The 23,470-nt window shown below is 54.2% G+C and carries 25 protein-coding genes and 1 pseudogene; 19 read left to right on the plus strand and 7 right to left on the minus strand.

The features are described from left to right. Positions 1 to 99: 99 nt before the first annotated feature. From norM to IUJ45_RS02665, 7 genes are all read left to right on the plus strand, one after another. Positions 100 to 1,479, plus strand: a complete 1,380-nt coding sequence (gene norM / locus IUJ45_RS02635) for a multidrug efflux MATE transporter NorM (RefSeq protein ID WP_002246103.1) — start codon at positions 100 to 102, stop codon at positions 1,477 to 1,479. A 177-nt stretch (positions 1,480 to 1,656) separates the two neighbouring features. Then, complete coding sequence (gene murB / locus IUJ45_RS02640; protein WP_002217560.1) at positions 1,657 to 2,697, plus strand: UDP-N-acetylmuramate dehydrogenase; 1,041 nt, start codon at positions 1,657 to 1,659, stop codon at positions 2,695 to 2,697. A gap of 11 nt (positions 2,698 to 2,708) precedes the next feature. Next, positions 2,709 to 3,359 carry a TetR/AcrR family transcriptional regulator gene (locus tag IUJ45_RS02645; protein WP_002213948.1) on the plus strand — a complete coding sequence of 217 codons (651 nt, stop codon included), beginning with the start codon at positions 2,709 to 2,711 and terminating at the stop codon, positions 3,357 to 3,359. 54 nt (positions 3,360 to 3,413) lie between these two features. Continuing rightward, entirely contained in the window at positions 3,414 to 4,190 is a 777-nt protein-coding gene (locus IUJ45_RS02650; protein WP_002213950.1) for an SDR family oxidoreductase, read from the plus strand. A 50-nt stretch (positions 4,191 to 4,240) separates the two neighbouring features. Then, on the plus strand, positions 4,241 to 4,807 hold the full coding sequence (locus IUJ45_RS02655) for a ubiquinone biosynthesis accessory factor UbiJ (protein WP_002240432.1): 567 nt from the start codon (positions 4,241 to 4,243) through the stop codon (positions 4,805 to 4,807). 19 nt (positions 4,808 to 4,826) lie between these two features. After that, positions 4,827 to 5,717, plus strand: coding sequence for an NAD(+) kinase (locus IUJ45_RS02660; protein WP_002213954.1), 891 nt, complete (start codon positions 4,827 to 4,829; stop codon positions 5,715 to 5,717). Between the two features lie 24 nt (positions 5,718 to 5,741). After that, positions 5,742 to 6,500, plus strand: a complete 759-nt coding sequence (locus tag IUJ45_RS02665; RefSeq protein WP_002219507.1) for a pseudouridine synthase — start codon at positions 5,742 to 5,744, stop codon at positions 6,498 to 6,500. A 54-nt stretch (positions 6,501 to 6,554) separates the two neighbouring features. On the opposite strand, the gene IUJ45_RS02670 is transcribed toward IUJ45_RS02665, so the two are convergent. Continuing rightward, positions 6,555 to 7,220 carry an NAD(P)H-dependent oxidoreductase gene (locus IUJ45_RS02670; protein ID WP_002221175.1) on the minus strand — a complete coding sequence of 222 codons (666 nt, stop codon included), beginning with the start codon at positions 7,218 to 7,220 and terminating at the stop codon, positions 6,555 to 6,557. 199 nt (positions 7,221 to 7,419) lie between these two features. Further along, positions 7,420 to 8,193 carry a GTP cyclohydrolase FolE2 gene (gene folE2, locus IUJ45_RS02675; RefSeq protein ID WP_002219509.1) on the minus strand — a complete coding sequence of 258 codons (774 nt, stop codon included), beginning with the start codon at positions 8,191 to 8,193 and terminating at the stop codon, positions 7,420 to 7,422. A gap of 191 nt (positions 8,194 to 8,384) precedes the next feature. Between folE2 and IUJ45_RS02680 the strand changes: the two genes are divergently transcribed. Beyond that, the gene (locus IUJ45_RS02680) at positions 8,385 to 9,542 is read left to right on the plus strand and encodes a trans-sulfuration enzyme family protein (RefSeq protein ID WP_002219510.1); all 1,158 of its coding nucleotides are present in this window, start codon (positions 8,385 to 8,387) and stop codon (positions 9,540 to 9,542) included. A 62-nt stretch (positions 9,543 to 9,604) separates the two neighbouring features. Here IUJ45_RS02680 and hemB read toward each other — a convergent pair whose 3' ends face one another. Next, on the minus strand, positions 9,605 to 10,606 hold the full coding sequence (gene hemB / locus IUJ45_RS02685; protein ID WP_002225417.1) for a porphobilinogen synthase: 1,002 nt from the start codon (positions 10,604 to 10,606) through the stop codon (positions 9,605 to 9,607). A 182-nt stretch (positions 10,607 to 10,788) separates the two neighbouring features. Next, the gene (gene yhbY, locus IUJ45_RS02690; protein WP_002217573.1) at positions 10,789 to 11,073 is read right to left on the minus strand and encodes a ribosome assembly RNA-binding protein YhbY; all 285 of its coding nucleotides are present in this window, start codon (positions 11,071 to 11,073) and stop codon (positions 10,789 to 10,791) included. 109 nt (positions 11,074 to 11,182) lie between these two features. Between yhbY and IUJ45_RS02695 the strand changes: the two genes are divergently transcribed. The 10 genes and pseudogenes from IUJ45_RS02695 (at position 11,183) to IUJ45_RS02740 (ending at position 19,834) form a co-directional block, all read left to right on the plus strand. Then, positions 11,183 to 11,803 carry an RlmE family RNA methyltransferase gene (locus IUJ45_RS02695; RefSeq protein WP_002213963.1) on the plus strand — a complete coding sequence of 207 codons (621 nt, stop codon included), beginning with the start codon at positions 11,183 to 11,185 and terminating at the stop codon, positions 11,801 to 11,803. 63 nt (positions 11,804 to 11,866) lie between these two features. Next, positions 11,867 to 13,834, plus strand: coding sequence for an ATP-dependent zinc metalloprotease FtsH (ftsH, locus tag IUJ45_RS02700; protein WP_002213965.1), 1,968 nt, complete (start codon positions 11,867 to 11,869; stop codon positions 13,832 to 13,834). A 221-nt stretch (positions 13,835 to 14,055) separates the two neighbouring features. After that, on the plus strand, positions 14,056 to 14,487 hold the full coding sequence (locus IUJ45_RS02705) for a type II toxin-antitoxin system RatA family toxin (protein ID WP_002236857.1): 432 nt from the start codon (positions 14,056 to 14,058) through the stop codon (positions 14,485 to 14,487). Then, positions 14,480 to 14,758, plus strand: coding sequence for an RnfH family protein (locus tag IUJ45_RS02710; protein ID WP_002217575.1), 279 nt, complete (start codon positions 14,480 to 14,482; stop codon positions 14,756 to 14,758). Before IUJ45_RS02705 ends, IUJ45_RS02710 begins: the two co-directional genes overlap by 8 nt. Before the next feature lie 52 nt (positions 14,759 to 14,810). Then, on the plus strand, positions 14,811 to 15,389 hold the full coding sequence (gene pth / locus IUJ45_RS02715) for an aminoacyl-tRNA hydrolase (protein WP_002246101.1): 579 nt from the start codon (positions 14,811 to 14,813) through the stop codon (positions 15,387 to 15,389). Between the two features lie 60 nt (positions 15,390 to 15,449). Beyond that, positions 15,450 to 15,656 (plus strand): hypothetical protein, encoded by a 207-nt coding sequence (locus IUJ45_RS02720; RefSeq protein ID WP_002213975.1) that lies wholly within the window; start codon positions 15,450 to 15,452, stop codon positions 15,654 to 15,656. Next, positions 15,653 to 16,015 (plus strand): annotated as a pseudogene (locus IUJ45_RS02725) (VanZ family protein). The gene IUJ45_RS02720 and the pseudogene IUJ45_RS02725 overlap by 4 nt, the downstream one beginning before the upstream one ends. 230 nt (positions 16,016 to 16,245) lie before the next feature. Next, positions 16,246 to 17,661, plus strand: a complete 1,416-nt coding sequence (locus tag IUJ45_RS02730) for an SLC13 family permease (protein WP_002246099.1) — start codon at positions 16,246 to 16,248, stop codon at positions 17,659 to 17,661. A gap of 118 nt (positions 17,662 to 17,779) precedes the next feature. Then, the gene (locus IUJ45_RS02735) at positions 17,780 to 18,289 is read left to right on the plus strand and encodes a peptidylprolyl isomerase (RefSeq protein ID WP_002213981.1); all 510 of its coding nucleotides are present in this window, start codon (positions 17,780 to 17,782) and stop codon (positions 18,287 to 18,289) included. 162 nt (positions 18,290 to 18,451) lie between these two features. Continuing rightward, entirely contained in the window at positions 18,452 to 19,834 is a 1,383-nt protein-coding gene (locus IUJ45_RS02740) for a phosphomannomutase/phosphoglucomutase (RefSeq protein WP_002236853.1), read from the plus strand. A 19-nt stretch (positions 19,835 to 19,853) separates the two neighbouring features. Here the strand turns inward: IUJ45_RS02740 and IUJ45_RS02745 are convergent, their stop codons facing one another. Genes IUJ45_RS02745 through IUJ45_RS02755 form a run of 3 tightly spaced genes read right to left on the minus strand, consistent with a single transcriptional unit; the run spans position 19,854 to position 22,152 of the window. Continuing rightward, positions 19,854 to 20,609, minus strand: a complete 756-nt coding sequence (locus tag IUJ45_RS02745) for an amino acid ABC transporter ATP-binding protein (RefSeq protein ID WP_002222716.1) — start codon at positions 20,607 to 20,609, stop codon at positions 19,854 to 19,856. Between the two features lie 9 nt (positions 20,610 to 20,618). Continuing rightward, a complete protein-coding gene (locus IUJ45_RS02750; protein WP_002213985.1) occupies positions 20,619 to 21,335 on the minus strand; it encodes an amino acid ABC transporter permease in 717 nt (238 codons plus the stop codon). Next, positions 21,325 to 22,152 carry an amino acid ABC transporter substrate-binding protein gene (locus IUJ45_RS02755; RefSeq protein ID WP_002221189.1) on the minus strand — a complete coding sequence of 276 codons (828 nt, stop codon included), beginning with the start codon at positions 22,150 to 22,152 and terminating at the stop codon, positions 21,325 to 21,327. The genes IUJ45_RS02750 and IUJ45_RS02755 overlap by 11 nt, the downstream gene beginning before the upstream one ends. 284 nt (positions 22,153 to 22,436) lie before the next feature. On the opposite strand from IUJ45_RS02755, the gene IUJ45_RS02760 reads away from it, so the two are divergent. Then, a complete protein-coding gene (locus tag IUJ45_RS02760; RefSeq protein ID WP_002232086.1) occupies positions 22,437 to 23,345 on the plus strand; it encodes a Dyp-type peroxidase in 909 nt (302 codons plus the stop codon). The last annotated feature ends 125 nt before the right edge of the window (positions 23,346 to 23,470 follow it).

A 23,470-nucleotide genomic window follows, 5' to 3' on the forward strand; every position in this document is an offset into this window, starting at 1 on the left:
CGGCACGGCATTTTTTACTATATAATGTGCGCCATTATTTCTCATCACTTCCTGCTGCCGTTTTCTGCTTCAGACGGCATTTTTGTTGATTGAACACTTATGCTGCTCGACCTCAACCGCTTTTCCTTTTCCGTCTTCCTGAAAGAAGTCCGCCTGCTGACCGCTCTTGCCCTGCCCATGCTGTTGGCGCAGGTCGCGCAGGTGGGCATCGGTTTTGTCGATACCGTGATGGCGGGCGGTGCGGGCAAGGAAGACTTGGCGGCGGTGGCTTTGGGCAGCAGCGCGTTTGCCACGGTTTATATTACCTTTATGGGCATTATGGCGGCGCTGAACCCGATGATTGCCCAGCTTTACGGCGCGGGTAAAACCGACGAAGTGGGCGAAACGGGACGGCAGGGGATTTGGTTCGGGCTGTTTTTGGGCGTGTTCGGCATGGTCTTGATGTGGGCGGCGATTACGCCGTTCCGCAACTGGCTGACCTTGAGCGATTATGTGGAAGGCACAATGGCGCAGTATATGCTGTTCACCAGCTTGGCGATGCCGGCGGCAATGGTACACCGCGCACTGCACGCCTACGCCTCCAGCCTGAACCGCCCGCGCCTGATTATGTTGGTCAGCTTTGCGGCGTTTGTGTTGAACGTGCCGCTGAACTATATTTTCGTTTACGGCAAATTCGGTATGCCCGCTTTGGGCGGCGCAGGCTGCGGACTGGCGACGATGGCGGTGTTTTGGTTCAGCGCGCTGGCATTGTGGATTTATATCGCCAAGGAAAATTTCTTCCGCCCATTCGGACTGACGGCGAAATTCGGCAAACCGGATTGGGCGGTGTTCAAACAGATTTGGAAAATCGGCGCACCCATCGGGCTGTCTTATTTTTTGGAAGCCAGCGCGTTTTCGTTTATCGTGTTTTTGATTGCGCCTTTCGGCGAGGATTATGTGGCGGCGCAGCAGGTCGGCATCAGTTTGTCGGGGATTCTCTATATGATTCCGCAAAGCGTCGGCTCGGCGGGGACGGTGCGCATCGGCTTTTCGCTTGGGCGGCGCGAATTTTCGCGGGCGCGTTATATTTCGGGCGTGTCACTGGTGTCAGGATGGATGCTCGCCGTGATTACCGTGCTTTCCTTGGTATTATTCCGTTCGCCGCTGGTAAGTATGTACAACAATGATCCGGCGGTTTTAAGCATCGCCGCCACCGTCTTACTGTTCGCCGGCTTGTTCCAACCGGCAGACTTCACCCAATGTATCGCCTCCTACGCCTTGCGCGGCTACAAAGTTACAAAGGTGCCGATGTTCATCCACGCCGCCGCCTTTTGGGGCTGCGGTCTGCTGCCGGGCTACCTGCTCGCCTACCGTTTCGATATGGGCATTTACGGCTTCTGGACGGCATTGATTGCCTCGCTCACCATCGCCGCCATCGCCTTGGTGTGGTGCTTGGAATTGTGCAGTAGGGAGATGGTCAGATCGCATAAGGCTGTCTGAAAACTCCGCCGATTAAAAATATAGTGGATTAACAAAAACCAGTACGGCGTTACCTCGCCTTGCCGTACTATTTGTACTGTCTGCGGCTTCGTTGCCTTGTCCTGATTTTTGTTAATCCACTATAGAAACGATGGGCTGAAGCCCGCCACTGGCAATACTCATTTTAAAGTTCAAACCATGCAACCCATCCGATACCGAACCGACCTTACCCCCTACAACACTTTCGGCCTGCGCGCCCAAGCCCGAGCCTTTATTGCGCTTGAACACGCCGACGGGTTGCGCGACATCGTCCGGCTACCCGAGTTCAACCGAGATACTGTTTTATGGCTGGGCGGCGGCAGCAATATCCTTTTGATGGAGGACTACGCCGGTCTGGTCGTACATATGGAAAACAAAGGCATACGCGAAATTGCTCGTTCAGACGGCATGGTTCTGATTGAAGCGCAGGCGGGCGAAATCTGGCACGATTTTGTCCTGCACGCCGTCGCGCTGGGTTTGAACGGTTTGGAAAACCTGAGCCTGATTCCGGGTACGGTCGGCGCGTCGCCCGTGCAGAACATCGGCGCATACGGCGTAGAGGCGAAAGATGTGATTCACAGCGTGCGCTGCTTCGATTTGGATACGGAAACCTTTGTAACCCTTTCCAATGCCGACTGCCGCTTCGCCTACCGCGAAAGCCTGTTCAAGCAGGAAGGTAAAGGGCGTTATGTGATTGTTTCGGTCGTATTTGCATTAAAAACGCATTTTGTGCCGAACTTGGGTTACGGCGATTTGGCGGCCGCCGTTGCCGAACTGAGCGCGGGCAGGGTGCCGACGGCGAAAGATGTTTCCGATGCAGTGTGTGCAATCCGCAACAGTAAACTTCCTAATCCTAACGTGCTTGGCAATGTCGGCAGTTTCTTTAAAAACCCCGTCGTCAGCGCAGAAAAAGCCGCCACCTTGTTGCAGCGGCATCCTGATATGCCGCGCTATCCGCAGCCCGACGGTTCGGTCAAACTCGCCGCCGGCTGGCTGATCGACCAATGTCGTCTGAAAGGCTTTCAAATCGGCGGCGCGGCGGTACATGACAGGCAGGCTTTGGTCTTAGTGAACAAAAACAATGCCTCGGCAAACGATGTCCGGCAGTTGGCGCAACACATCAAATTTACAGTATTTGCTCGGTTTCAGGTAGAATTGCACGCCGAACCCAATTGGCTGCCTGCTTCGTTCAGCCTGTAAATCCAAGGAGTATGCCCGTGACCCGCCCCGCCAAAATCAATACTTACACACGCATCATCGACGCCAGCCTTGCGCTTTTCAACGAGGAAGGCGAGCGCAACATCAGCACCAACCATATTGCCGCCCACTTGGGCATCAGTCCGGGCAACCTCTATTACCACTTCCGCAACAAAGACGAAATCATCGTCCAACTGTTCAAACGTTACAGCGAAGCCCTGCTGGAATACCTCAACGAAGCCGTGTTGCCGTCTGATGTGGAAGACTCCATCAATTATATGGCGGGCATTTACGACGTGATGTGGGAATACCGCTTCCTATTCAGCGACGTGAACACCCTGCTTGCACGCAGTGCCGAACTATTGGGCGAACACAATACCTTCACCCAAGCCAAAGTCTCCCCGCTCTTGGTCAACCTGCTGACCCAGCTCAACGGTCTGAACATCATCCAAGCCGACCAAACCGCCATGAACGACCTCGCCGTCAATATGTGGATGATCACGAAATACTGGTTCGACTTCGACAGCTCCCTGCGCGGCCGCACCAAGCTGACCGAAGACTCCAAAGCACGCGGCATCCGCCGCACCTTAAGCCTCCTTCGTCCTTATCTTTTGCCCGAACACCGCGAGAAATACGACCGGAAAATCGGCAACGGCAACCCGTAAACCCACAGCGTCCGAATCAGCCTTCAGACGGCACTTACCCGACGGTATCAGCGAATGCGCGCAGTCCCCCCGCCCCATATCTCCATCACAGGCCTAGGTTACCTCGGCCTGCCGCTGGCACAAAAGTTTTACCAACACGGCAGCCGCGTCGCCGCCATAAAACGCAGCCTGACTTCGGACGACATCAACCTGCCCATACATCTCGACACCTTCGACCTCGGCAGCACCGATGCCTTTCAGACGGCATTGTGGCGGCACCACGCCGACAAACCCGTCTGGTTCTTCCTGCTACCGCCCTCCTCGCTGACGCATTACGCCGACACCGTCAAACAATGGGCAGAACTTGCCCGGGCGTGCAACGTGCAACACCTGATTTTCACAAGCAGCACCAGCGTTTACGGCGATACAGCGCGCGAATGCGACGAAACCGCCACACCCGATCCGCAAACCGAGTCCGCCCGCCAAATCCTCGCCGCCGAACAACACCTGCTCGACAGCGGCATCTCCAACATCGACATCCTGCGGCTGGGCGGGCTTTATTGCGCCGAACGCCATCCCGTCAGCCGCCTTGTTCAAAAGCAAAACATCCCGGGCGGCAACCGCCCCATCAACATCGTCCACCGTAATATCGCCGTCGAAAGCCTGTTTCAGACGGCATTTAACCCCGGCGGCAGGCGGCTGAAAAACATTATCGAACCGCGCCACCCGACACGACGCGAATTCTATACGGAAGAAGCCGCCAAACTCGGCTTGCCGGCTCCTGATTTCGCACCCGACGACAGCGTGGGCAAAATCATCCGTACCGTTTGCGATAACGGCTTAAGCCTGTAAAATAAGCGTCAACAGCAACAAACAGGCATTCTCCGCCCCGATCAGAAAATATGTCCGCCCTCCTCCCCATCATCAACCGCCTGATTCTGCAAAGCCCGGACAGCCGCTCGGAACTTGCCGCCTTCGCAGGCAAAACACTGACCCTGAACATTGCCGGGTTGAAACTGGCGGGACGCATCACGGAAGACGGTTTGCTCTCGGCGGGAAACGGCTTTGCAGACACCGAAATCACCTTCCGCAACAGCGCGGTACAGAAAATCCTCCAAGGCGGCGAACCCGGGGCGGGCGACATCGGGCTCGAAGGCGACCTCATCCTCGGCATCGCGGTACTGTCCCTGCTCGGCAGCCTGCGTTCCCGCGCATCGGACGAATTGGCACGGATTTTCGGCACGCAGGCAGACATCGGCAGCCGTGCCGCCGACATCGGACACGGCATCAAACAAATCGGCAGGAACATCGCCGAACAAATCGGCAGATTTTCCCGCGAACCCGAGTCCGCAAACATCGGCAACGAAGCCCTTGCCGACTGCCTCGACGAAATAAGCAGACTGCGCGACGGCGTGGAACGCCTCAACGAACGCCTCGACCGGCTCGAACGCGACATTTGGATAGACTAACCTTCAGACGGCATCCGACATGAACAGCCCTTTTCACAACATCGGCATCGTAACCCGCCCCAACACGCCCGACATCCAAGACACCGCACACACGCTGATTACCTTTTTGAAGCAGCACGGCTTTACCGTCTATCTCGACGAAGTCGGCATAAAGGAAGGCTGCATCTATACCCAAGACACCGTCGGCTGCCATATCGTCAACAAGACCGAACTGGGGCAATACTGCGACCTGGTCGCCGTTTTAGGCGGAGACGGCACCTTTCTCTCCGTCGCCCGCGAAATCGCCCTGCGCGCCGTTCCGATTATCGGCATCAACCAAGGGCATTTGGGCTTCCTGACCCAAATTCCCCGCGAATATATGACGGACAAGCTATTGCCCGTTTTAGAAGGGAAATACCTTGCCGAAGAGCGCATCCTGATTGAGGCCGCACTCATCCGCGAAGGCAAAACCGCCGAACGCGCCATCGCCCTCAACGATGCCGTCCTCTCCCGTGGCGGCGCCGGACAGATGATTGAGTTTGAAGTCTTCGTCAATCGGGAATTCGTCTATACCCAGCGTTCGGACGGGCTGATTGTCTCCACCCCCACCGGATCGACCGCCTATTCGCTTGCCGCCGGCGGCCCCATCATGCAGGCAGGATTGCACGCCTTCACGCTCGTCCCCATCTGCCCGCAATCCATGACCAACCGCCCCATCGCCATTCCAGACACGTCCGAAATCGAAATCCTCGTTACCCAAGGCGGCGACGCGCGCGTCCATTTCGACGGTCAAACCCATATCGACGTGCAAAACCTCGACCGCATCACCATCCGCCGCTACCGAAACCCCTTACGCATCCTACATCCGACCGACTACCAATATTTCAAAACCCTGCGCCAAAAACTGCACTGGGGCGAACAATTGGTCTGAACCGACCCTTACCGGAAAACACCTATGAATCCAAAAACTCCCCCCGACCATACAGAAGATGCCGTGCGCCTCTCCAAACGCATGGCGCAACTGGGGCTTTGTTCGCGCCGCGAAGCCGACGGCTACATCGAACAAGGCTGGGTAACGGTCAACGGCAAAACCGCCGTACTCGGTCAGAAAGTTTCACCGGCCGACCGTATCGAACTAAACAAGAAAGCCCACGAACAGCAGGCGGCACGCATTACCATCCTGCTGAACAAACCTGTCGGCTATGTCAGCGCACAAGCGGAAAAAGGCTATAAATCCGCCGCCGAACTGATTACCCCTGAAAACCGCTGGGAAGGCGACACCGGACGCATCCGTTTCGATCCGAAACACAAAATCGGCCTCGCCCCCGCCGGCAGGCTGGACATCGACTCGGTCGGATTGCTGGTATTGACGCAGGACGGCCGTATCGCCAAGCAGCTTATCGGCGAAAACAGCGGCAGTGAAAAAGAATATTTGGTGCGCGTGCGCGGCAAATTGGACGAAAAAGGACTTGCCTTACTGAATCACGGATTGAGTTTGGACGGCGAGAAACTGCGTCCCGCCCAAGTAGAATGGCAAAACGAAGACCAACTGCGCTTCGTGTTGAAACAGGGTAAAAAGCGGCAAATCCGCCGTATGTGCGAACTGGTCGGACTGCGCGTCGTCGGGCTGAAACGCATCCGCATGGGCAAGGTCAAACTCGGCAGGCTGCCGCCCGGCAAATGGCGTTATCTCGCCCCCGGTGAATCGTTTTAAATAAGCATTAAAAAATGCCGTCTGAAAATCCTTGCGTTTTCAGACGGCATTGCCTTATGCCCAAATAACGGTTTCTTCCAAGGGCCTGCGCGCCTTCGTGGCGATTTCCTGAACGCGGTAACCGAATGTCGCGGCGACGGACACGCCCCATTCTGCCGCATCGAACAAACCGAACTGCCCGGACAATACGCGTTCCATATCGGCATAGTTGAAACCTTCCACCGGGCAGGAATCGATACCTGCCATCGCCGCACCCGTCATCATGTTGCCCAACGCGATATAGGTCTGGCGGCAACACCAGTCAAACAAGGCGCGCGAATCGTCCAAAATCTTGATGTCGTCGGCTTGAAACGCCTGATACCTCGCCAAAGATTTTGCCATGGCATCCGGTTCGGTAACGCCGCGCCGTTTGAGGCTTTCCAACATAAACGGGCTGTCGAAGCGGGCATTTTTCTTTGCCAAAAACACCACCAAATGACTGGCGGTATCCAAAGCATCCGCCATACCCCAAGAAAACGGCTTGATTGCCTGTCGGATTTCGGGGTTTTGAACCACAACAAACTGCCAAGGCTCCGAACCGACCGAACTGGGCGACAAACGCCCGAGTTCTAAAATAAACTGAAAATCCTCGGCACTGATTTTACGTGCCGCATCGTAATGCCGGCATGATTTGCGGTTTTTAAATGCGGATAGAACCTGCTCTCTGTCTAATACCGTCATAGTGCATCCTTTCATTACTTGTATTGCAAATTGATTTCAAACCGATACGGCACTGCCGCACCATACAATCCGTCCTCGCCATCAAGCTTCATCCGGACTTTACCCATCTCTCTACGGCTGGGAAAACAAAGCGGCGGCAGACTCGGGAATAACGCCCCAATGCCTTTCAGACGGCATTTGGGCATCATTGCAAACGCGCCTACGGGTAGGCGATATAGGCATAAGCCGAATGGTTGTGGATAGACTCGAAATTCTCGCTCTCGACGACGAAACTCTTGATGCGTTTGTCGGCAATCAGCGAAGTAGCGACATCGCGCACCATATCTTCCACGAATTTCGGGTTTTCGTAGGCTTTTTCGGTAACGTATTTTTCATCGGGGCGTTTGAGCAGGCCGTAGAGTTGGCAGCTCGCCTGCGCCTCCACATAATCGATGACTTCCTCGATACCGACTTCGGCATCGGCAGTCAGGCTGACGGTAACGTGCGAACGCTGGTTGTGCGCGCCGTATTGGGAAATTTCTTTGGAACACGGGCAAAGCGAGGTTACGGGAATCATGACCTTCATACTGTGGCCGTATGCCCCGTCTTTGATTTCGCCCGTGAGACAGACATCATAATCCAGTAAGGACCGAATACCGGAAACCGGCGCGGTTTTCTTGCGGAAAAACGGAAAAGAAACGCTGATTTTGCCGGCGCGGGAATCTAAAAGCGCGACCATTTCGGTAGTCAGCTTGCGCAATTGTGCAAAATCCAAGGCTTCGGCATGTTGCTCCATCAATGCGACAAAACGCGACATATGCGTCCCCTTCTGCTCAGCAGGCAGGTAAACCGTCATGGTCAGACGGGCAATGGTGGACTGGATGCCTTCTGCAGTTTGCAGGGTAATCGGAAAGCGCAGGTCTTTGATACCGACCTGATTGATCGGCAGATTGCGCAAATCTCGGCTGGATTGCACGTCTGCAATAGTGTTCATGAGTTGTTTTTCCTTAATATTCATGTAATTGTTGAGATGTGTGCATGGTATGGCGTTTCCGCCGGGGAATATACCGTCAATCTGCAAATGCGAGATTATATCACTCGCTTTTAGCAGCTGCATTGATTGTTTCTATTTTTCAGATAGTGATAAAATCTTCGATTATTCACATCTACATAGGCAGAGACCAAATGAAATTCGCCACGAAAGCCATTCATTCCAGCTACGATTGCGACGAACACAACCGCGCGCTGATGCCGCCGATTTATCAAAACAGTATGTTTGCGTTGCACGAGATTGGCGAAAATGTGCCTTACCGTTATTCGCGCCTGAGCAACCCGACCCGTCAGATTTTAGAAGACACCGTTGCCGATTTGGAACACGGTGCGGCAGGTTTTGCGTTTTCCAGCGGTATGGCGGGAATTGATGCCGTATGGCGCACTTTCCTGCGCCCGGGCGATACCATTGTCGCCGTCGCCGATATTTACGGCGGCGCTTATGATTTATTGGTCGATGTTTATCAAAAATGGGGGGTGAACGTTGTTTTTGCCGATTTAGGCAATCCGGATAATTTGGACGAACTGCTTAAAGCGCACAAGGTCAAACTGGTTTGGCTGGAAACGCCGTCCAATCCACTTTTACGCTTGGTAGACATCAAAGTCCTTGCCGCAAAAGCCAAAGCAGCCGGTGCGCTGGTCGGTATCGACAACACTTTTGCCACGCCGTATCTGCAACAGCCGTTGGATATGGGTTGCGATTTTGTATTCCATTCCGCTACCAAATATTTGTGCGGCCATTCCGACGTGTTGATGGGCATCGTCGTTGCCAAAACCAAAGAACTGGCGCAGCCTTTGCACGATATGATGGTGCATACCGGCGCGGTTGCCGGCCCGCTGGACTGCTGGCTGGTGTTGCGCGGCATCAAAACACTGGCTCTGCGCATGAACGCCCATTGCCAAAACGCACTCGAAATCGCGCGCCGTTTGGAAGCCCATCCTGCCATTGAAAAAGTGTTCCATCCCGGCCTGCCGTCTCACGAACATTACGAACTGGCGAAAACACAAATGCCCAAAGGCATCGGCGGCGTGGTTACGGTTTATCTCAAAAACGACACGCGTGAAGCGGCAAACAGCGTGATTAAAAACATGAAACTGGTCAAAATGGCTTCCAGCCTCGGCGGTGTGGAAAGTTTGGTCAACCATTGCTATTCCCAGTCCCACAGCGGCGTACCGCATGATGTGAAAATGGAAATGGGCATCAAAGTCGGTCTGCTGCGTTTCTCCATCGGCATCGAAGACGCGGACGATATTTGGAACGATATTTCCGCCGCACTCGATACAACTTTGTAAACTGTAAAAATGCCGTCTGAAACCATGGTTTCAGACGGCATTTCAATTAACCCGGCCGAAAATCAACGCTTCAACATCTTTGCCGCCTCAATAGCGTAATAGGTCAAAATCCCGTCCGCACCCGCACGTTTGAATGCCAGCAGGCTTTCCAAAACCACTTTGCCGCCGTCCAGCCAGCCGTTGGCAATCGCTGCCTGCAACATCGCGTATTCTCCCGAAACCTGATAGGCATAAGTCGGCACACCGAACTCGTCCTTTACGCGGCGGACAACGTCCAAATACGGCAAACCGGGCTTGACCATTACCATATCCGCACCTTCCTGAATGTCCAACGCCACTTCGTGCAACGCCTCATCGGTATTTGCCGGATCCATCTGGTAGGTCTTTTTATCTGCCTTGCCCAAATTGCCCGAACTGCCTACCGCATCACGGAAAGGGCCGTAAAATGCAGAAGCATATTTGGCGGAATACGCCATAATCCGCGTATGGATATGCCCGGCATCCTCCAACGCCTCGCGAATCGCACCGATACGCCCGTCCATCATATCGGAAGGGGCAACCACCTGCGCGCCCGCTTCAGCGTGGCACAAAGCCTGCTTGACCAAAACCTCTACGGTTTCATCGTTCATCACATAACCGTTTTCGTCCGTCAGCCCGTCCTGACCGTGAACCGTATAAGGATCGAGCGCGACATCCGTCATAATGCCCAGTTCGGGAAACCTCTCGCGCAAGGCGCGGACAGTTGACGGCACGAGTCCTTCGGGATTGTACGCCTCCTGCGCACGCTCGGTTTTGTTTGCCGTAACCACGGGGAACAGTGCCAACATCGGAATACCGAGCTTTACCGCCTCTTCCGCCGTAAACAGCAGCCTGTCCAAACTTTGACGCTTCACACCCGGCATAGAAGGCACATCCTCCTCGCGCGCCGACCCCTCCAATACGAACACCGGATAAATCAAATCATCGGCGGTCAGCGTGTGTTCGCGCATCAGGCGGCGTGAAAAATCGTCCCTGCGCATACGGCGCATACGCGAAGCCGGAACATTGCGGTAAGGAAACTGCATAAGCCCTCCAATCATCCTGTCAACAATTCAAACCATACGGAAGCCGCCGCAACTTGCAGACAGCATCGGGCGGCAATCAAAATCCGTTTTCACCGGAAAGGGTTTCGGCCCGCCGAAATGCCGCGCCGAAGGACGGCGTCCCGCCCATTAAAGAACAATAGCAAAACAACAGCTTCAGGCTGTCAGCCTTCGATATTCTTACGCCACAATACCAAAAGTTTCCCGATATGCTGAACAGGTTGCGCGTCAACCGCCTCACATAAGGCAGTGCAGATTTCGATACGTTCGGCACGGTCGTCGCCGAATACGCGCACTTTAATCAGCTCATGCGCCGTCAATGCCGCATCGGTTTCCTTGATGACCGCGTCCGTCAGACCCTGCTGACCGACCATCACAACAGGATGGAGATGGTGCGCGCGCGCTTTCAGTTCCAAAATTTCTTTGGTGTTCAATTTGGTATCCGTCATTTTCCTACTGCTTGAATAAAAAGAATAATGCGGCATTGTACGCGATTTGGCACGACATCGGCAAAATTAACGTACAATACGCGGTTTCCATTCCGACCCGCGAACCACTATGGCTGTACGTTCCAAATCCTCAAAAGCGTGGCTGCACGAACACGTCAACGACCACTACGTCCATATGGCGCAAAAAGACGGCTACCGCGCCCGTGCCGCATACAAACTTTTGGAAATCAACGAAAAAGACAAATTAATCAAACCCGGCACGGTACTTGCCGACTTGGGCAGCGCACCGGGAAGCTGGTCGCAGGTTGCCGCCAAGCTGACGGGTACTTCCGGAGCAGTTTTCGCCTTGGACATCCTGCCTATGGAAGCCATAGGGGGCGTCTCCTTCATTCAGGGCGACTTCCGCGAGAACGACGTACTGGCACAATTCGAAACCTTGTTGGACAACCGCCCGCTCGACCTTGTAATTTGCGATATGGCGCCCAATATGTCGGGAAACGCCGTAAGCGATCAGGCACGCAGCTTTTATCTGTGCGAACTGGCTTTAGACTTCGCCTCGCAACACCTGAAAACCGGCGGCAGCTTTTTGGTCAAAGTCTTTCAGGGTGCAGGCTATCAGGAATACATGGCAGCCATGCGCGAAATTTTCGGCACGGTGCAGACGCGCAAACCCGAAGCCTCGCGCAATCGCTCCAGTGAGATTTATTTATTGGGCAAAAATAAACGCTGACAATACAGACGGCGTGCTTTACAATCATTTCCGTTTTACACCTCAATTATGGAGCCTTGCTAAGTGGGGAACACCTTTAAATCAATCCTTGTCTGGGTCGCCTTGGGTATCGGCCTGATGGCTGCGTTCAACGCTTTAGACGGTAAAAAAGAAGACAACGGGCAAATCGAATATTCTCAGTTCATCCAACAGGTCAACAACGGCGAAGTATCCGGCGTCAACATCGAAGGATCCGTCGTCAGCGGCTACCTGATTAAGGGCGAGCGCACCGACAAAAGCACCTTCTTCACCAACGCGCCTTTGGACGACAACCTGATTAAAACACTGCTCGACAAAAACGTCCGTGTAAAAGTAACGCCGGAAGAAAAACCGAGCGCGCTGGCTGCCCTGTTTTACAGCCTGCTGCCCGTCCTGCTGCTGATTGGCGCGTGGTTCTACTTTATGCGTATGCAGACGGGCGGCGGCGGAAAAGGCGGCGCATTCTCATTCGGCAAAAGCCGCGCCCGCCTACTGGACAAAGATGCCAACAAAGTTACCTTTGCCGATGTCGCCGGCTGCGACGAAGCCAAAGAAGAAGTGCAGGAAATCGTCGATTACCTCAAAGCGCCGAACCGCTATCAAAGCCTGGGCGGGCGCGTGCCGCGCGGCATCCTGCTGGCGGGCAGCCCGGGTACGGGTAAGACGCTTTTGGCGAAAGCGATTGCAGGCGAAGCCGGCGTGCCGTTCTTCAGCATTTCAGGTTCCGACTTTGTCGAAATGTTCGTCGGTGTCGGTGCAAGCCGCGTCCGCGATATGTTCGAGCAGGCGAAGAAAAACGCCCCCTGCATCATCTTTATCGACGAGATTGACGCAGTCGGCCGCCAACGCGGCGCAGGTTTGGGCGGCGGTAATGATGAGCGCGAGCAAACATTAAACCAATTGTTGGTTGAAATGGACGGTTTTGAGAGCAATCAGACTGTAATTGTGATTGCGGCAACCAACCGCCCCGACGTACTCGATCCTGCGCTGCAACGCCCCGGCCGTTTCGACCGCCAAGTGGTTGTCCCCCTGCCGGACATCCGGGGGCGCGAACAGATTTTGAACGTCCACTCTAAAAAAGTGCCTTTGGACAAATCTGTGGATTTATTGTCCCTCGCGCGCGGCACGCCGGGTTTTTCCGGCGCGGATTTGGCGAACTTGGTCAACGAAGCCGCCCTGTTTGCCGGCCGCCGCAATAAAGTCAAAGTCGATCAGAGCGATTTTGAAGACGCCAAAGACAAAATCTATATGGGTCCGGAACGCCGCAGTATGGTGATGCACGAAGACGAAAAACGTGCGACGGCGTATCACGAATCCGGACACGCGATTGTTGCCGAAAGCCTGCCCTTTACCGACCCCGTCCACAAAGTAACCATTATGCCGCGCGGACGTGCGCTGGGTCTGACTTGGCAGCTTCCGGAGCGCGACCGCATCAGTATGTATAAAGATCAGATGTTGAGCCAGCTCTCCATCCTGTTCGGCGGACGGATTGCCGAAGACATCTTCGTCGGACGCATCTCCACCGGCGCATCAAACGACTTTGAACGCGCAACCCAAATGGCGCGCGAAATGGTAACGCGCTACGGCATGAGCGACAAAATGGGCGTGATGGTTTATGCGGAAAACGAAGGCGAAGTCTTCTTGGGACGCAGCGTAACCCGTTCGCAAAACATTTCCGAGAAAACCCAGCAGGACATCGATGCGGAAATCCGCCGGATTTTGGACGAGCAGTATCAGGTTGCCTACAAAATCCTCGATGAAAACCGCGACAAGATGGAAACGATGTGCAAAGCCCTGATGGAATGGGAAACCATCGACCGCGATCAGGTACTGGAAATCATGGCGGGCAAACAACCCAGCCCGCCCAAAGATTACAGCCACAACCTGCGCGAGAATGCGGACGCGGCGGAAGATAACGCGCCGCACGCTCCGACTCGGGAAGAAACCGAAGCACCTGCCCCGGCAGACACCGCTTCGACAGAGTCCGAGCAGCAGCCTGAAAACAAGGCTTAACTTCCCGAACAAACGGCAGCCCGCAAGCTGCCGTTTTCCCATCCTGTTTTCAGACGGCATTTTCCGCTCAATGCCGTCTGAAACGCCAAAGCCGTATCGGTTTTTGCGAATCTGCGATATGGCGGTTTAAATTGAAATCAGAACGGGGCAAGGCTGTACCGGTTTAAAATTAAACCGCTATAATACCGCCCTTCGAATACACGCCCGCATTGGTGATGCCCGTGAAAAAAGTTGAAAAAAACATCTTGGTGCTGCACGGCGCGGACAAAATGTTCGAGCTGGTCGATAAGGTTGAGGATTACCCGAACTTTCTGCCGTGGTACAGCAAAACCGAGGTCATCGGACGCAACGGCAACGAACTGAAGGCGCGGCTGTTTATGGACTATATGCACGTTCGCCAATCATTCGCCACGCACAACCGCAACATTCCGGGCAGGGAAATCCGTATGGAACTGCTCGAAGGTCCGTTCAAAACCTTACGTGGAACGTGGAAATTTATCGATTTGGGCGACGATATGTGCAAAATCGAATTCAATTTGGAATACGATTTTTCCAATGCCGTTTTGTCCGCCTTAATTTCCCCCGTCTTCAACCACCTTTCCGCCACGCTGGTCGAAGCGTTCGTCAAAGAGGCAGACCGCCGTTATGCTTGAAATTGAGATTGTGTACGGGCTGCCCGACCGACAGGTTTTGAAAACCATGCAGCTTGCCGAGGGAACAACCGTCCGCGCCGCCGCACTGCAAAGCGGTTTGGACGGCATATTTGAAGATTTAAACCTGCATTCCGCGCCTTTGGGCATTTTCGGCAAAGCCGTCAAAGACGACACGCCGCTGCGCGACGGCGACCGCATCGAAGTGTACCGCCCGCTGTTGATCGACCCCAAAGAAGCGCGCCGCAAACGCGTTCAAAATCAAGAAGAATAACCATGCCGTCTGAAGCCTTCAGACGGCATTCGGCAGAAACACGGAAAATATCATGTCAAACACAATCAAAATGGTTGTCGGCTTGGGCAACCCGGGCAAAGAATACGAACAGACACGCCACAATGCGGGTTTTTGGTTCCTCGACGAACTGGCGTGGAAATGGAAGGCTTCATTTAAAGAAGAAAAAAAATTCTTCGGCGAAGTCGCCCGTGCTACCCTGCCCGACGGCGATGTCTGGCTGCTCAAGCCGACCACGTTCATGAACCGTTCCGGACAGGCAGTTGCCGCCCTTGCGCAGTTTTATAAAATCAAACCCGAAGAAATCCTCGTCGTCCACGACGAACTCGACATTCCCTGCGGACGGATCAAATTCAAACTCGGCGGCGGCAACGGTGGACACAACGGCTTGAAAGACATTCAGGCAAAACTCGGCACGGCAGACTATTACCGCCTGCGCCTCGGCATCGGCCACCCGGGCGACCGCAACCTCGTCGTCGGCTATGTCCTGAACAAACCCAGTACGGAACACCGCCGACAGATTGACGATGCCGTCGCCAAATCCCTGCAAGCCATACCCGACATCCTTGCCGGCAAATGTGAAGAGGCAACCCGCTTCCTGCACAGCAAATGACCCGATGCCGTCTGAAGCCCTTTCAGACGGCATGTTCCCGATTTCCATATCCGAACAGTCATGACCGAACTCAAGCAGCTTATCCAAACCGAATCCATCCCCGTCATCGAAGAAACCCTCGATTTCCTGCTGTACGAATGCAGCATCGACGACGCACCATCCGCCGAAGAAGTGGCACAATGGCGCGACATACTTGCCGCACGCGGCGGCAAATTCCTGCGCCTGTCCAAAATCTGCCAAACGTGGCTGGACGAGGAGGCGGCATGAAGCTGCCGCGCAACCGCTTCAGCCTGCTTTCCGCATTGTGGTTTGCCGGCGGCATCTATTCGCTGCTCTTCAAAGCTGCCGACACCGCGCCGCCGCCGTTTCCGCATTTCGACAAAGCAGCACACCTTGCCCTGTTTTTCGCACAAATCTGGCTTTTGACCAAAGCATTCAAAACCGGAAAACTTCCCATCCCCTACCGCAGCCTGATGGTCTTTGCCCTCTGTTTCGCCCTCTTCAGCGAATGCGCGCAGGCATGATTTACCGCAACGAGAACCGGCAGTTTGGGCGATGTTCTTGCCGATATGGCAGGTACGGTTCTCGCACTCTTTGCCGCCCGCGCCGCCGACCGCCCGGACTGAATCGGTTTATTTTCCCCAAACAGGATGCACCTCTTCCCGATATATCCTATTTTTCCCCTTACATATCAATCCCATCTCATAAACAAAACCGACAAATCGTTTACAATATATTTACACTACATCAGATTACAAATATACTCGAACCAGTTGCAGAATCGGCGGTTCCACAAACCGTTTCGGATTGCACGACACAAAAGAAAAACCGATTTTATTGCCTTAAAGGAGTATTCATGAACCTGCATGCAAAGGACAAAACCCAGCATCCTGAAAACGTCGAGCTTCTCAGTGCGCAGAAGCCGATTACCGACTTTAAAGGACTGCTGACCACCATTATTTCCGCCGTCGTCTGTTTCGGCATTTACCATATCCTGCCCTACGCCCCTGATGCCAACAAAGGTATCGCGCTGCTGATTTTCGTTGCCGCACTTTGGTTTACCGAAGCCGTCCACATTACCGTTACCGCGCTGATGATCCCTATCCTCGCCGTCGTACTCGGTTTCCCCGACATGGACATCAAAAAGGCGATGGCTGATTTTTCCAACCCGATTATCTACATTTTTTTCGGCGGTTTCGCACTCGCCACCGCCCTGCATATGCAGCGTCTCGACCGCAAAATCGCCGTCAGCCTGCTGCGGCTGTCGCGCGGCAGTATGAAGGCCGCCGTGCTGATGTTGTTCCTCGTTACCGCCTTTCTGTCCATGTGGATCAGCAACACCGCCACCGCCGCGATGATGCTGCCTCTGGCAATGGGTATGCTGAGCCACCTCGACCGGGAAAAAGAACGCAAAACCTACGTCTTCGTCCTGCTCGGCATCGCCTATTGCGCCAGCATCGGCGGCTTGGGCACGCTCGTCGGCTCGCCGCCCAACCTGATTGCCGCCAAAGCCCTAAACTTGGACTTCGTCGGCTGGATGAAGCTCGGCCTGCCGATGATGCTGTTGATTCTGCCCTTGATGCTGCTCTCCCTGTACGTCATCCTCAAACCTAATTTGAACGAACGTGTGGAAATCAAAGCCGAATCCATCCCTTGGACGCTGCACCGTGTCATCGCGCTGTTGATTTTCCTTGCCACAGCCGCCGCGTGGATATTCAGTTCCAAAATCAAAACCGCCTTCGGCATTTCCAATCCCGACACCGTTATCGCCCTGAGTGCCGCCGTCGCCGTCGTTGTATTTGGTGTGGCGCAATGGAAGGAAGTCGCCCGCAATACCGACTGGGGCGTGTTGATGCTCTTCGGCGGCGGCATCAGCCTGAGCACGCTGTTGAAAACATCCGGCGCGTCCGAAGCCTTGGGACAGCAGGTTGCCGCCACCTTTTCCGGCGCACCCGCATTTTTGGTAATACTCATCGTCGCCGCCTTCATTATTTTTCTGACCGAGTTCACCAGCAACACCGCCTCCGCCGCATTGCTTGTACCGATTTTCTCCGGCATCGCTATGCAGATGGGGCTGCCCGAACAAGTCTTGGTATTCGTCATCGGCATCGGCGCATCTTGTGCCTTCATGCTGCCGGTTGCCACACCGCCTAACGCGATTGTGTTCGGCACAGGCTTAATCAAGCAACGCGAAATGATGAATGTCGGCATACTGCTGAACATCCTCTGCGTAGTATTGGTTGCTCTGTGGGCTTATGCTGTACTGATGTAAACCATCGACCTAAACAACAAGACCGTCTGAAAGAATATTTTTCAGACGACCTTGAAGTTTGTCGTTCAGACACAATTTGTCGAATCATTCAAAACCGGATTCTAACGAAAGGAAACCCATGATTATCCTGCACACCAACAAAGGCGACATCAAAATCGAACTCGATTTCGACAAAGCCCCCGTTACCGCCAAAAACTTCGAGCAATACGTCAAAGACGGCTTCTACGACGGCGTAATCTTCCACCGCGTCATCAAAGGCTTCATGATTCAAGGCGGCGGCATGGATGAAAACATGAACGAAAAAGAAACCCGCGATCCGATTCAAAACGAAGCGTCCAACGGCCTGCCCAACGATAAATACACCATCGCCATGGCACGCACTTCCGACCCCCATTCCGCCAGCGCGCAATTCTTCATCAACACTGCCGACAACGCTTTCCTGAACTTCCGTTCTAAAGAGCTGTACGGCAAAACCGTCGTCCAAGACTGGGGCTATGCAGTATTCGGTAAAGTCGTTGACGGTTTTGACGTTGTCGATGCCATCGAAGGCGTATCCACCAAACGCCACGGCTACCATGACGACGTACCGAGCGAACCTGTCGTCATCATTAAAGCCGAAGCGGTATAAACCGGCAATCCGAAAGCAGCCTGCACAAAGGCTGCTTTTTTTGTTTCAGGCGGCATAAAATCCAAGCACATATGCCGTCTGAACACCTCCCGCAAGCCTTCGGACAATGTTGCAACGTGTTAAAATAGCCTCCTTTCCTGAAACCACAACAAGGAAACCATCATGGCAAATATTGCCCGCGACATCTTCAAAGCCTACGACATCCGAGGCATTGTCGGCAAAACCCTGACTGACGATGCCGCCTATCTCATCGGCAGGGCCATCGCCGCCAAAGCCGCCGAAAAAGGCATGACCCGCATCGCGCTCGGACGCGACGGACGCTTGAGCGGTCCCGAACTGATGGAGCACATCCAACGCGGCTTTACCGACAGCGGCATCGGCGTACTCAACGTCGGCATGGTCGCCACTCCTATGCTCTATTTTGCCGCCATCAACGAATGCGGCGGCAGCGGCGTGATGATTACCGGCAGCCACAATCCGCCTGATTACAACGGTTTCAAAATGATGCTCGGCGGCGACACGCTCGCAGGCGAAGCCATTCAAGAACTTTTAGCTATTGTTGAGAAAGATGGTTTTGTTGCCGCCGACAAACAAGGCAACGTAACCGAAAAAGACATCTCCGGCGAATACCACAACCACATCGTCGGCCACATCAAACTCAAACGCCCCATGAAAATTGCCATCGACGCGGGCAACGGCGTGGGCGGCGCGTTTGCCGGCAAACTCTATAAAGGCTTGGGCAACGAAGTAACCGAGCTTTTCTGCGACGTGGACGGCACTTTCCCCAACCACCATCCCGACCCATCCAAACCGAAAAACCTGCAAGATTTGATTGCCGCGCTGAAAAACGGTGATGCCGAAATCGGCCTGGCGTTTGACGGCGATGCCGACCGCTTGGGTGTGGTCACCAAAGACGGCAACATTATTTATCCCGACCGCCAACTGATGCTGTTCGCCCAAGACGTTTTGAACCGCAATCCCGGCGCGAAAGTCATTTTCGACGTGAAGTCCACCCGCCTGCTTGCGCCTTGGATTAAAGAACACGGCGGCGAAGCCATAATGGAAAAAACCGGCCACAGCTTTATCAAATCCGCCATGAAAAAAACCGGCGCGCTGGTTGCCGGCGAAATGAGCGGACACATCTTCTTCAAAGAACGCTGGTTCGGCTTCGACGACGGTCTGTACGCCGGCGCACGCCTCTTGGAAATCCTGTCTGCCTCCGATAATCCGTCCGAAGTGTTAAACAACCTGCCGCAAAGCATTTCCACGCCCGAACTCAACATCGCCCTGCCCGAAGGCAGCAACGGCCATCAGGTTATCGACGAACTCGCCGCCAAAGCCGAATTTGAAGGCGCAACCGAAATCATCACCATCGACGGTCTGCGCGTTGAATTTCCCGACGGCTTCGGTCTGATGCGTGCTTCCAATACCACGCCGATTCTGGTGTTGCGTTTTGAGGCGGATACGCAAGCAGCCATCGAGCGGATTCAAAACCAATTCAAAGCCGTCATCGAAAGCAATCCGAATCTAATCTGGCCTCTGTAAACACAGGAAAAATGCTTAATCAAATCTTGGTAGATTGGATTTGGCTTAAAAATCTCCGCGTCCGTTCGTGTTTGGGGTGGTCGAACAACTCTTTCGGGCTGCCCTGCTCTACGATAACGCCGCCGTCCATCACGACAACGGTCGTGGCAACTTCCAGCGCGAACTTGATTTCGTGGGTAACGACGACCATCGTCCAACCTTCCCGCGCCAATTCCTTCATGGCGTTCAACACGTCTTGCACCAACTCGGGGTCAAGCGCGGAAGTGGGTTCGTCAAACAACATCAGCTCGGGCTGAATCGCCAATGCTCGGGCAATGCCGACGCGCTGCTGCTGACCGCCGGAAAGCTGGTAGGGATACAAATCCACTTTGTCGCCCAAGCCGACTTTTTCCAGCAGTTTCAGAGCCTCTTCGCGCGCTTGGGCGGCAGGCTTGCCCTGTACGGCAACCGGTCCTTCCATCACGTTTTCCAAGGCGGTTTTGTGCGGAAAGAGGTTGTATTGTTGAAACACCATGCCTGATTTGCGGCGCAGTGCCAAAATATCGTGTTTGCTTGGTTTTTTAGAAAAATCGATTTTCAGCGGTCGCTCGTTGTCGAACTCGATTTGTCCGTCTTCGGGCATTTCCAACGCGTTTAGGCATCGCAGAAACGTCGTTTTGCCTGAGCCGGAAGGCCCGAGGATGACGACCACCTGCCCTTTGCACACATCCAAATTGATGCCGCGCAAAATGGTATTTTTGCCGAAGGTCTTATGGATATTGCGGATTTTAATCATGACAACTCCTTATTTGGCGACGTAGCGGTCGAAACGTTTTTCCAAACGCGCCTGAATCAGGAACAGCACTTTACAAAAACACCAGTAAACCAAAGCGGCTTCGATATAGACGGGCAAAAAGTCATAAGTGCGGTTTGCCGTTTCCTGCGCGACGCGGAATAATTCCGTTACCGTCACGACTGCCGCGAGCGAGGTGTTTTTAAACAAACCGATAAACTCGTTGCTCAAAGGCGGCACGGCAACGCGAAATGCCTGCGGCGCGACGATGCGGCGGAACGTCTGCATATAGGTCATGCCGATGGAGAAACCTGCTTCCCATTGGCCTTTCGGTACGGACAAAATTGCCGCGCGTATGGTTTCGGAAGCATATGCGCCGACATTGAGCGAAAAGCCGATGATGGCGGCAGGAATCGGGTCGATATAGATGCCGACGGAAGGCAGCCCGTAAAACACAATCACAAGCTGAACCAACAGCGGCGTACCGCGAATGACGGAAATATAAAATTCCACCAATTTCAGCAGGATTTTCCGCACGATGCCGCCGGCGGGCATAATCCGCACCAAAGCCACGGCTACCGCAATCATCATACCGATAACGAAAGAAGCTGCCGCCAAAGGCAGAGAGACCGCGAAGCCGGCTTTGACCATAGGCAAAAACGCGCTGACAATCATATCGGCGCGTGTTTCCGTCATAAACGGCAGCGAAGCAAGGAAATTATTGAACACTGATGTCTTTTCCGAAGAATTGTTCGCCCAGTTTTTTCAGCGTACCGTCGGCTTTCAGCTCGTTGATTGCCGTACTGAATTTCGCCACGGCTTCGTCATTGCCCTTGTTGACAATCAGGCCGGAACCGACTTTTTCATCGGCAGGTGCGGACCAAACGATTTTCACGCCCGCATTCGGGTTTTTCTTCAGATAGTCCAAAACCGCCAATTCGTCGTTCAGGGTTGCATCGGCACGTTTTTGTTCAATCAGGGTCAGCGATTGCGCCAAACCGTCCACTGCCACCAAATCTGCGCCTGCAGCTTTGGCTTTTTCGCCGTAGTTGCTGGTCAGGGATTGTGCGGTTTTCACGCCTTTGATGTCGTCGATAGATTTGATGTTGCTGTCGTTACGGGCAACCAATACGGCACCGCTCCAGCTGTAAGGATCGGATTTGTCGAATGTCGCTTGGCGTTCGGGGCTGGTCAGACCGACTTGGTTTGCCACCACGTCGAAACGCCCCGCCTTCAAACCCGCCATCATCGAATCCCATTGCGTTTCTTTAAACTCGACTTTCACGCCCAGTTTTTCCGCCACGGCGCGGGTTACTTCCACATCGTAACCGGTCAGTTTGCCGTCCTTGTCGTGGTAGGTAAACGGTGCGTAAGTGCCTTCCGTGCCGACGGTAACCGTGCCTTTATTGTTGATGCGCTCGATTAAAGAACCGGAAACTGCCGATTGTGCAGGCGCGGAAGATGCTCCGCTGCCGCTTTCCGAACCGCCGCAGGCCGCCAAAACCAATGCGGCAATGCCGCCGAGTACGAATTTTTTCAACATCATTCTCTCCTGTAAAAAGTGTGCAAGTGCGGCATTCTAAGTGAAATTGCGGCAAACACAAAGAATACTTTTTTTATATGGTTATTCCAAATCGGAATGGAAAAGATATGCCGAAGCCGCCGGAAGCGGAAATAAAGGGGGCGGGAAAGGCGGCGGGCGGCACGAAACCGAAAAGCGGCATCAGGTATGCAAACGGCGGATTCACGCACGCCGTTCCGGCAAAAATCCGCCTGCCGATTCGGTGCTATAATCCATCCGAAACAGATGACACCAAAAAGGAACATCTCATGAACACGCCCCAATCCGCCATCATTCCCGACCACGCCCAAGCCGGCATCTTTATCGAAGCCGACTTCGCCGCCAACCGCCTCAACGATATTAAAGCCGCCTGCCGCGCTTCGCTCGACGCGTTATCCGCCTTGAAAACCCGCTTTCCGGACGATATTTTGGGTCTGACCATCGCCTTCGGCAGCAAAGCCTGGGCAACATTCGGACATACGGACGAAGGCAGTGAAATCAAACCCTTCTCCGAAATGGGCAACGGGCTTGCGCCGTCCACGCAGCACGATATGTCCATCCACATCCAATCTTTCCGCCAAAACGCCGCCTACGCGCTTGCCCAATCCGTTTTGGGCGCGTTCGGCGACAGCATATGCGTCGCGTCCGAAGAACACGGTTTGCGCCTGTATCAGGATCGCGGGCTGGACGGTTTCGTCGACGGCACGGAAAACCCGCAGGGCGATGAAAATGTCCGCGAAGTCGCCATCATCCCCGAAGGAAAACCCGATGCGGGCGGCAGCTATGTCCTGCTGCAAAAATACCTGCACGATTTGAAAAAATGGGATGCCGTCCCCGTCGCCGAACAGGAGGCCTCGGTCGGACGCGGCAAGGAAACCGACGACGAATTCGGCCACGATGTCCGCCTGCCCGATTCGCACCTCGGCCGCGTCAACCTGAAAGAAAACGGAGTCGGCCTGAAAATCGTCCGCCGCAGCCTGCCCTTCGGCAAAATCAGCGGCGAACACGGTTTGATGTTTACCGCATACTGCCGCACGCTGCACAATATCGAAGCGCAATTATTGAGTATGTTCGGCGACACGGATGGCAAAACCGACCTGCTGCTCCGGCACCTCTCCGCCGCCGTTTCGGGCGGATACTACTACGCGCCGTCTGTCGAACGCCTGCAAAACCTCTAAGCCAGACGATGCCGTCTGAAACCATTTTTCAGACGGCATTTTCCCGTTTTATAGTGGATTAACAAAAACCAGTACGGCGTTGCCTCGCCTTAGCTCAAAGAGAACGATTCTCTAAGGTGCTGAAG

Source organism: Neisseria meningitidis, assembly GCF_022869645.1.
GTDB lineage: Bacteria > Pseudomonadota > Gammaproteobacteria > Burkholderiales > Neisseriaceae > Neisseria > Neisseria meningitidis.

Coding starts and splice junctions, on each gene's coding strand:
- IUJ45_RS02665 (WP_002219507.1), top strand. CDS start 5,742: ATGAATCCAAAAACTCCCCCCGACCATACAGAAGATGCCGTGCGCCTC.
- IUJ45_RS02695 (WP_002213963.1), top strand. CDS start 11,183: ATGGCTGTACGTTCCAAATCCTCAAAAGCGTGGCTGCACGAACACGTC.
- IUJ45_RS02645 (WP_002213948.1), top strand. CDS start 2,709: ATGCCCGTGACCCGCCCCGCCAAAATCAATACTTACACACGCATCATC.
- IUJ45_RS02680 (WP_002219510.1), top strand. CDS start 8,385: ATGAAATTCGCCACGAAAGCCATTCATTCCAGCTACGATTGCGACGAA.
- IUJ45_RS02670 (WP_002221175.1), bottom strand. CDS start 7,220: ATGACGGTATTAGACAGAGAGCAGGTTCTATCCGCATTTAAAAACCGC.
- IUJ45_RS02740 (WP_002236853.1), top strand. CDS start 18,452: ATGGCAAATATTGCCCGCGACATCTTCAAAGCCTACGACATCCGAGGC.
- IUJ45_RS02735 (WP_002213981.1), top strand. CDS start 17,780: ATGATTATCCTGCACACCAACAAAGGCGACATCAAAATCGAACTCGAT.
- murB (WP_002217560.1), top strand. CDS start 1,657: ATGCAACCCATCCGATACCGAACCGACCTTACCCCCTACAACACTTTC.
- IUJ45_RS02745 (WP_002222716.1), bottom strand. CDS start 20,609: ATGATTAAAATCCGCAATATCCATAAGACCTTCGGCAAAAATACCATT.
- IUJ45_RS02755 (WP_002221189.1), bottom strand. CDS start 22,152: ATGATGTTGAAAAAATTCGTACTCGGCGGCATTGCCGCATTGGTTTTG.
- IUJ45_RS02710 (WP_002217575.1), top strand. CDS start 14,480: ATGCTTGAAATTGAGATTGTGTACGGGCTGCCCGACCGACAGGTTTTG.
- hemB (WP_002225417.1), bottom strand. CDS start 10,606: ATGCAGTTTCCTTACCGCAATGTTCCGGCTTCGCGTATGCGCCGTATG.
- norM (WP_002246103.1), top strand. CDS start 100: ATGCTGCTCGACCTCAACCGCTTTTCCTTTTCCGTCTTCCTGAAAGAA.
- IUJ45_RS02760 (WP_002232086.1), top strand. CDS start 22,437: ATGAACACGCCCCAATCCGCCATCATTCCCGACCACGCCCAAGCCGGC.
- IUJ45_RS02730 (WP_002246099.1), top strand. CDS start 16,246: ATGAACCTGCATGCAAAGGACAAAACCCAGCATCCTGAAAACGTCGAG.
- IUJ45_RS02720 (WP_002213975.1), top strand. CDS start 15,450: ATGACCGAACTCAAGCAGCTTATCCAAACCGAATCCATCCCCGTCATC.
- pth (WP_002246101.1), top strand. CDS start 14,811: ATGTCAAACACAATCAAAATGGTTGTCGGCTTGGGCAACCCGGGCAAA.
- IUJ45_RS02655 (WP_002240432.1), top strand. CDS start 4,241: ATGTCCGCCCTCCTCCCCATCATCAACCGCCTGATTCTGCAAAGCCCG.
- yhbY (WP_002217573.1), bottom strand. CDS start 11,073: ATGACGGATACCAAATTGAACACCAAAGAAATTTTGGAACTGAAAGCG.
- folE2 (WP_002219509.1), bottom strand. CDS start 8,193: ATGAACACTATTGCAGACGTGCAATCCAGCCGAGATTTGCGCAATCTG.
- IUJ45_RS02650 (WP_002213950.1), top strand. CDS start 3,414: ATGCGCGCAGTCCCCCCGCCCCATATCTCCATCACAGGCCTAGGTTAC.
- IUJ45_RS02660 (WP_002213954.1), top strand. CDS start 4,827: ATGAACAGCCCTTTTCACAACATCGGCATCGTAACCCGCCCCAACACG.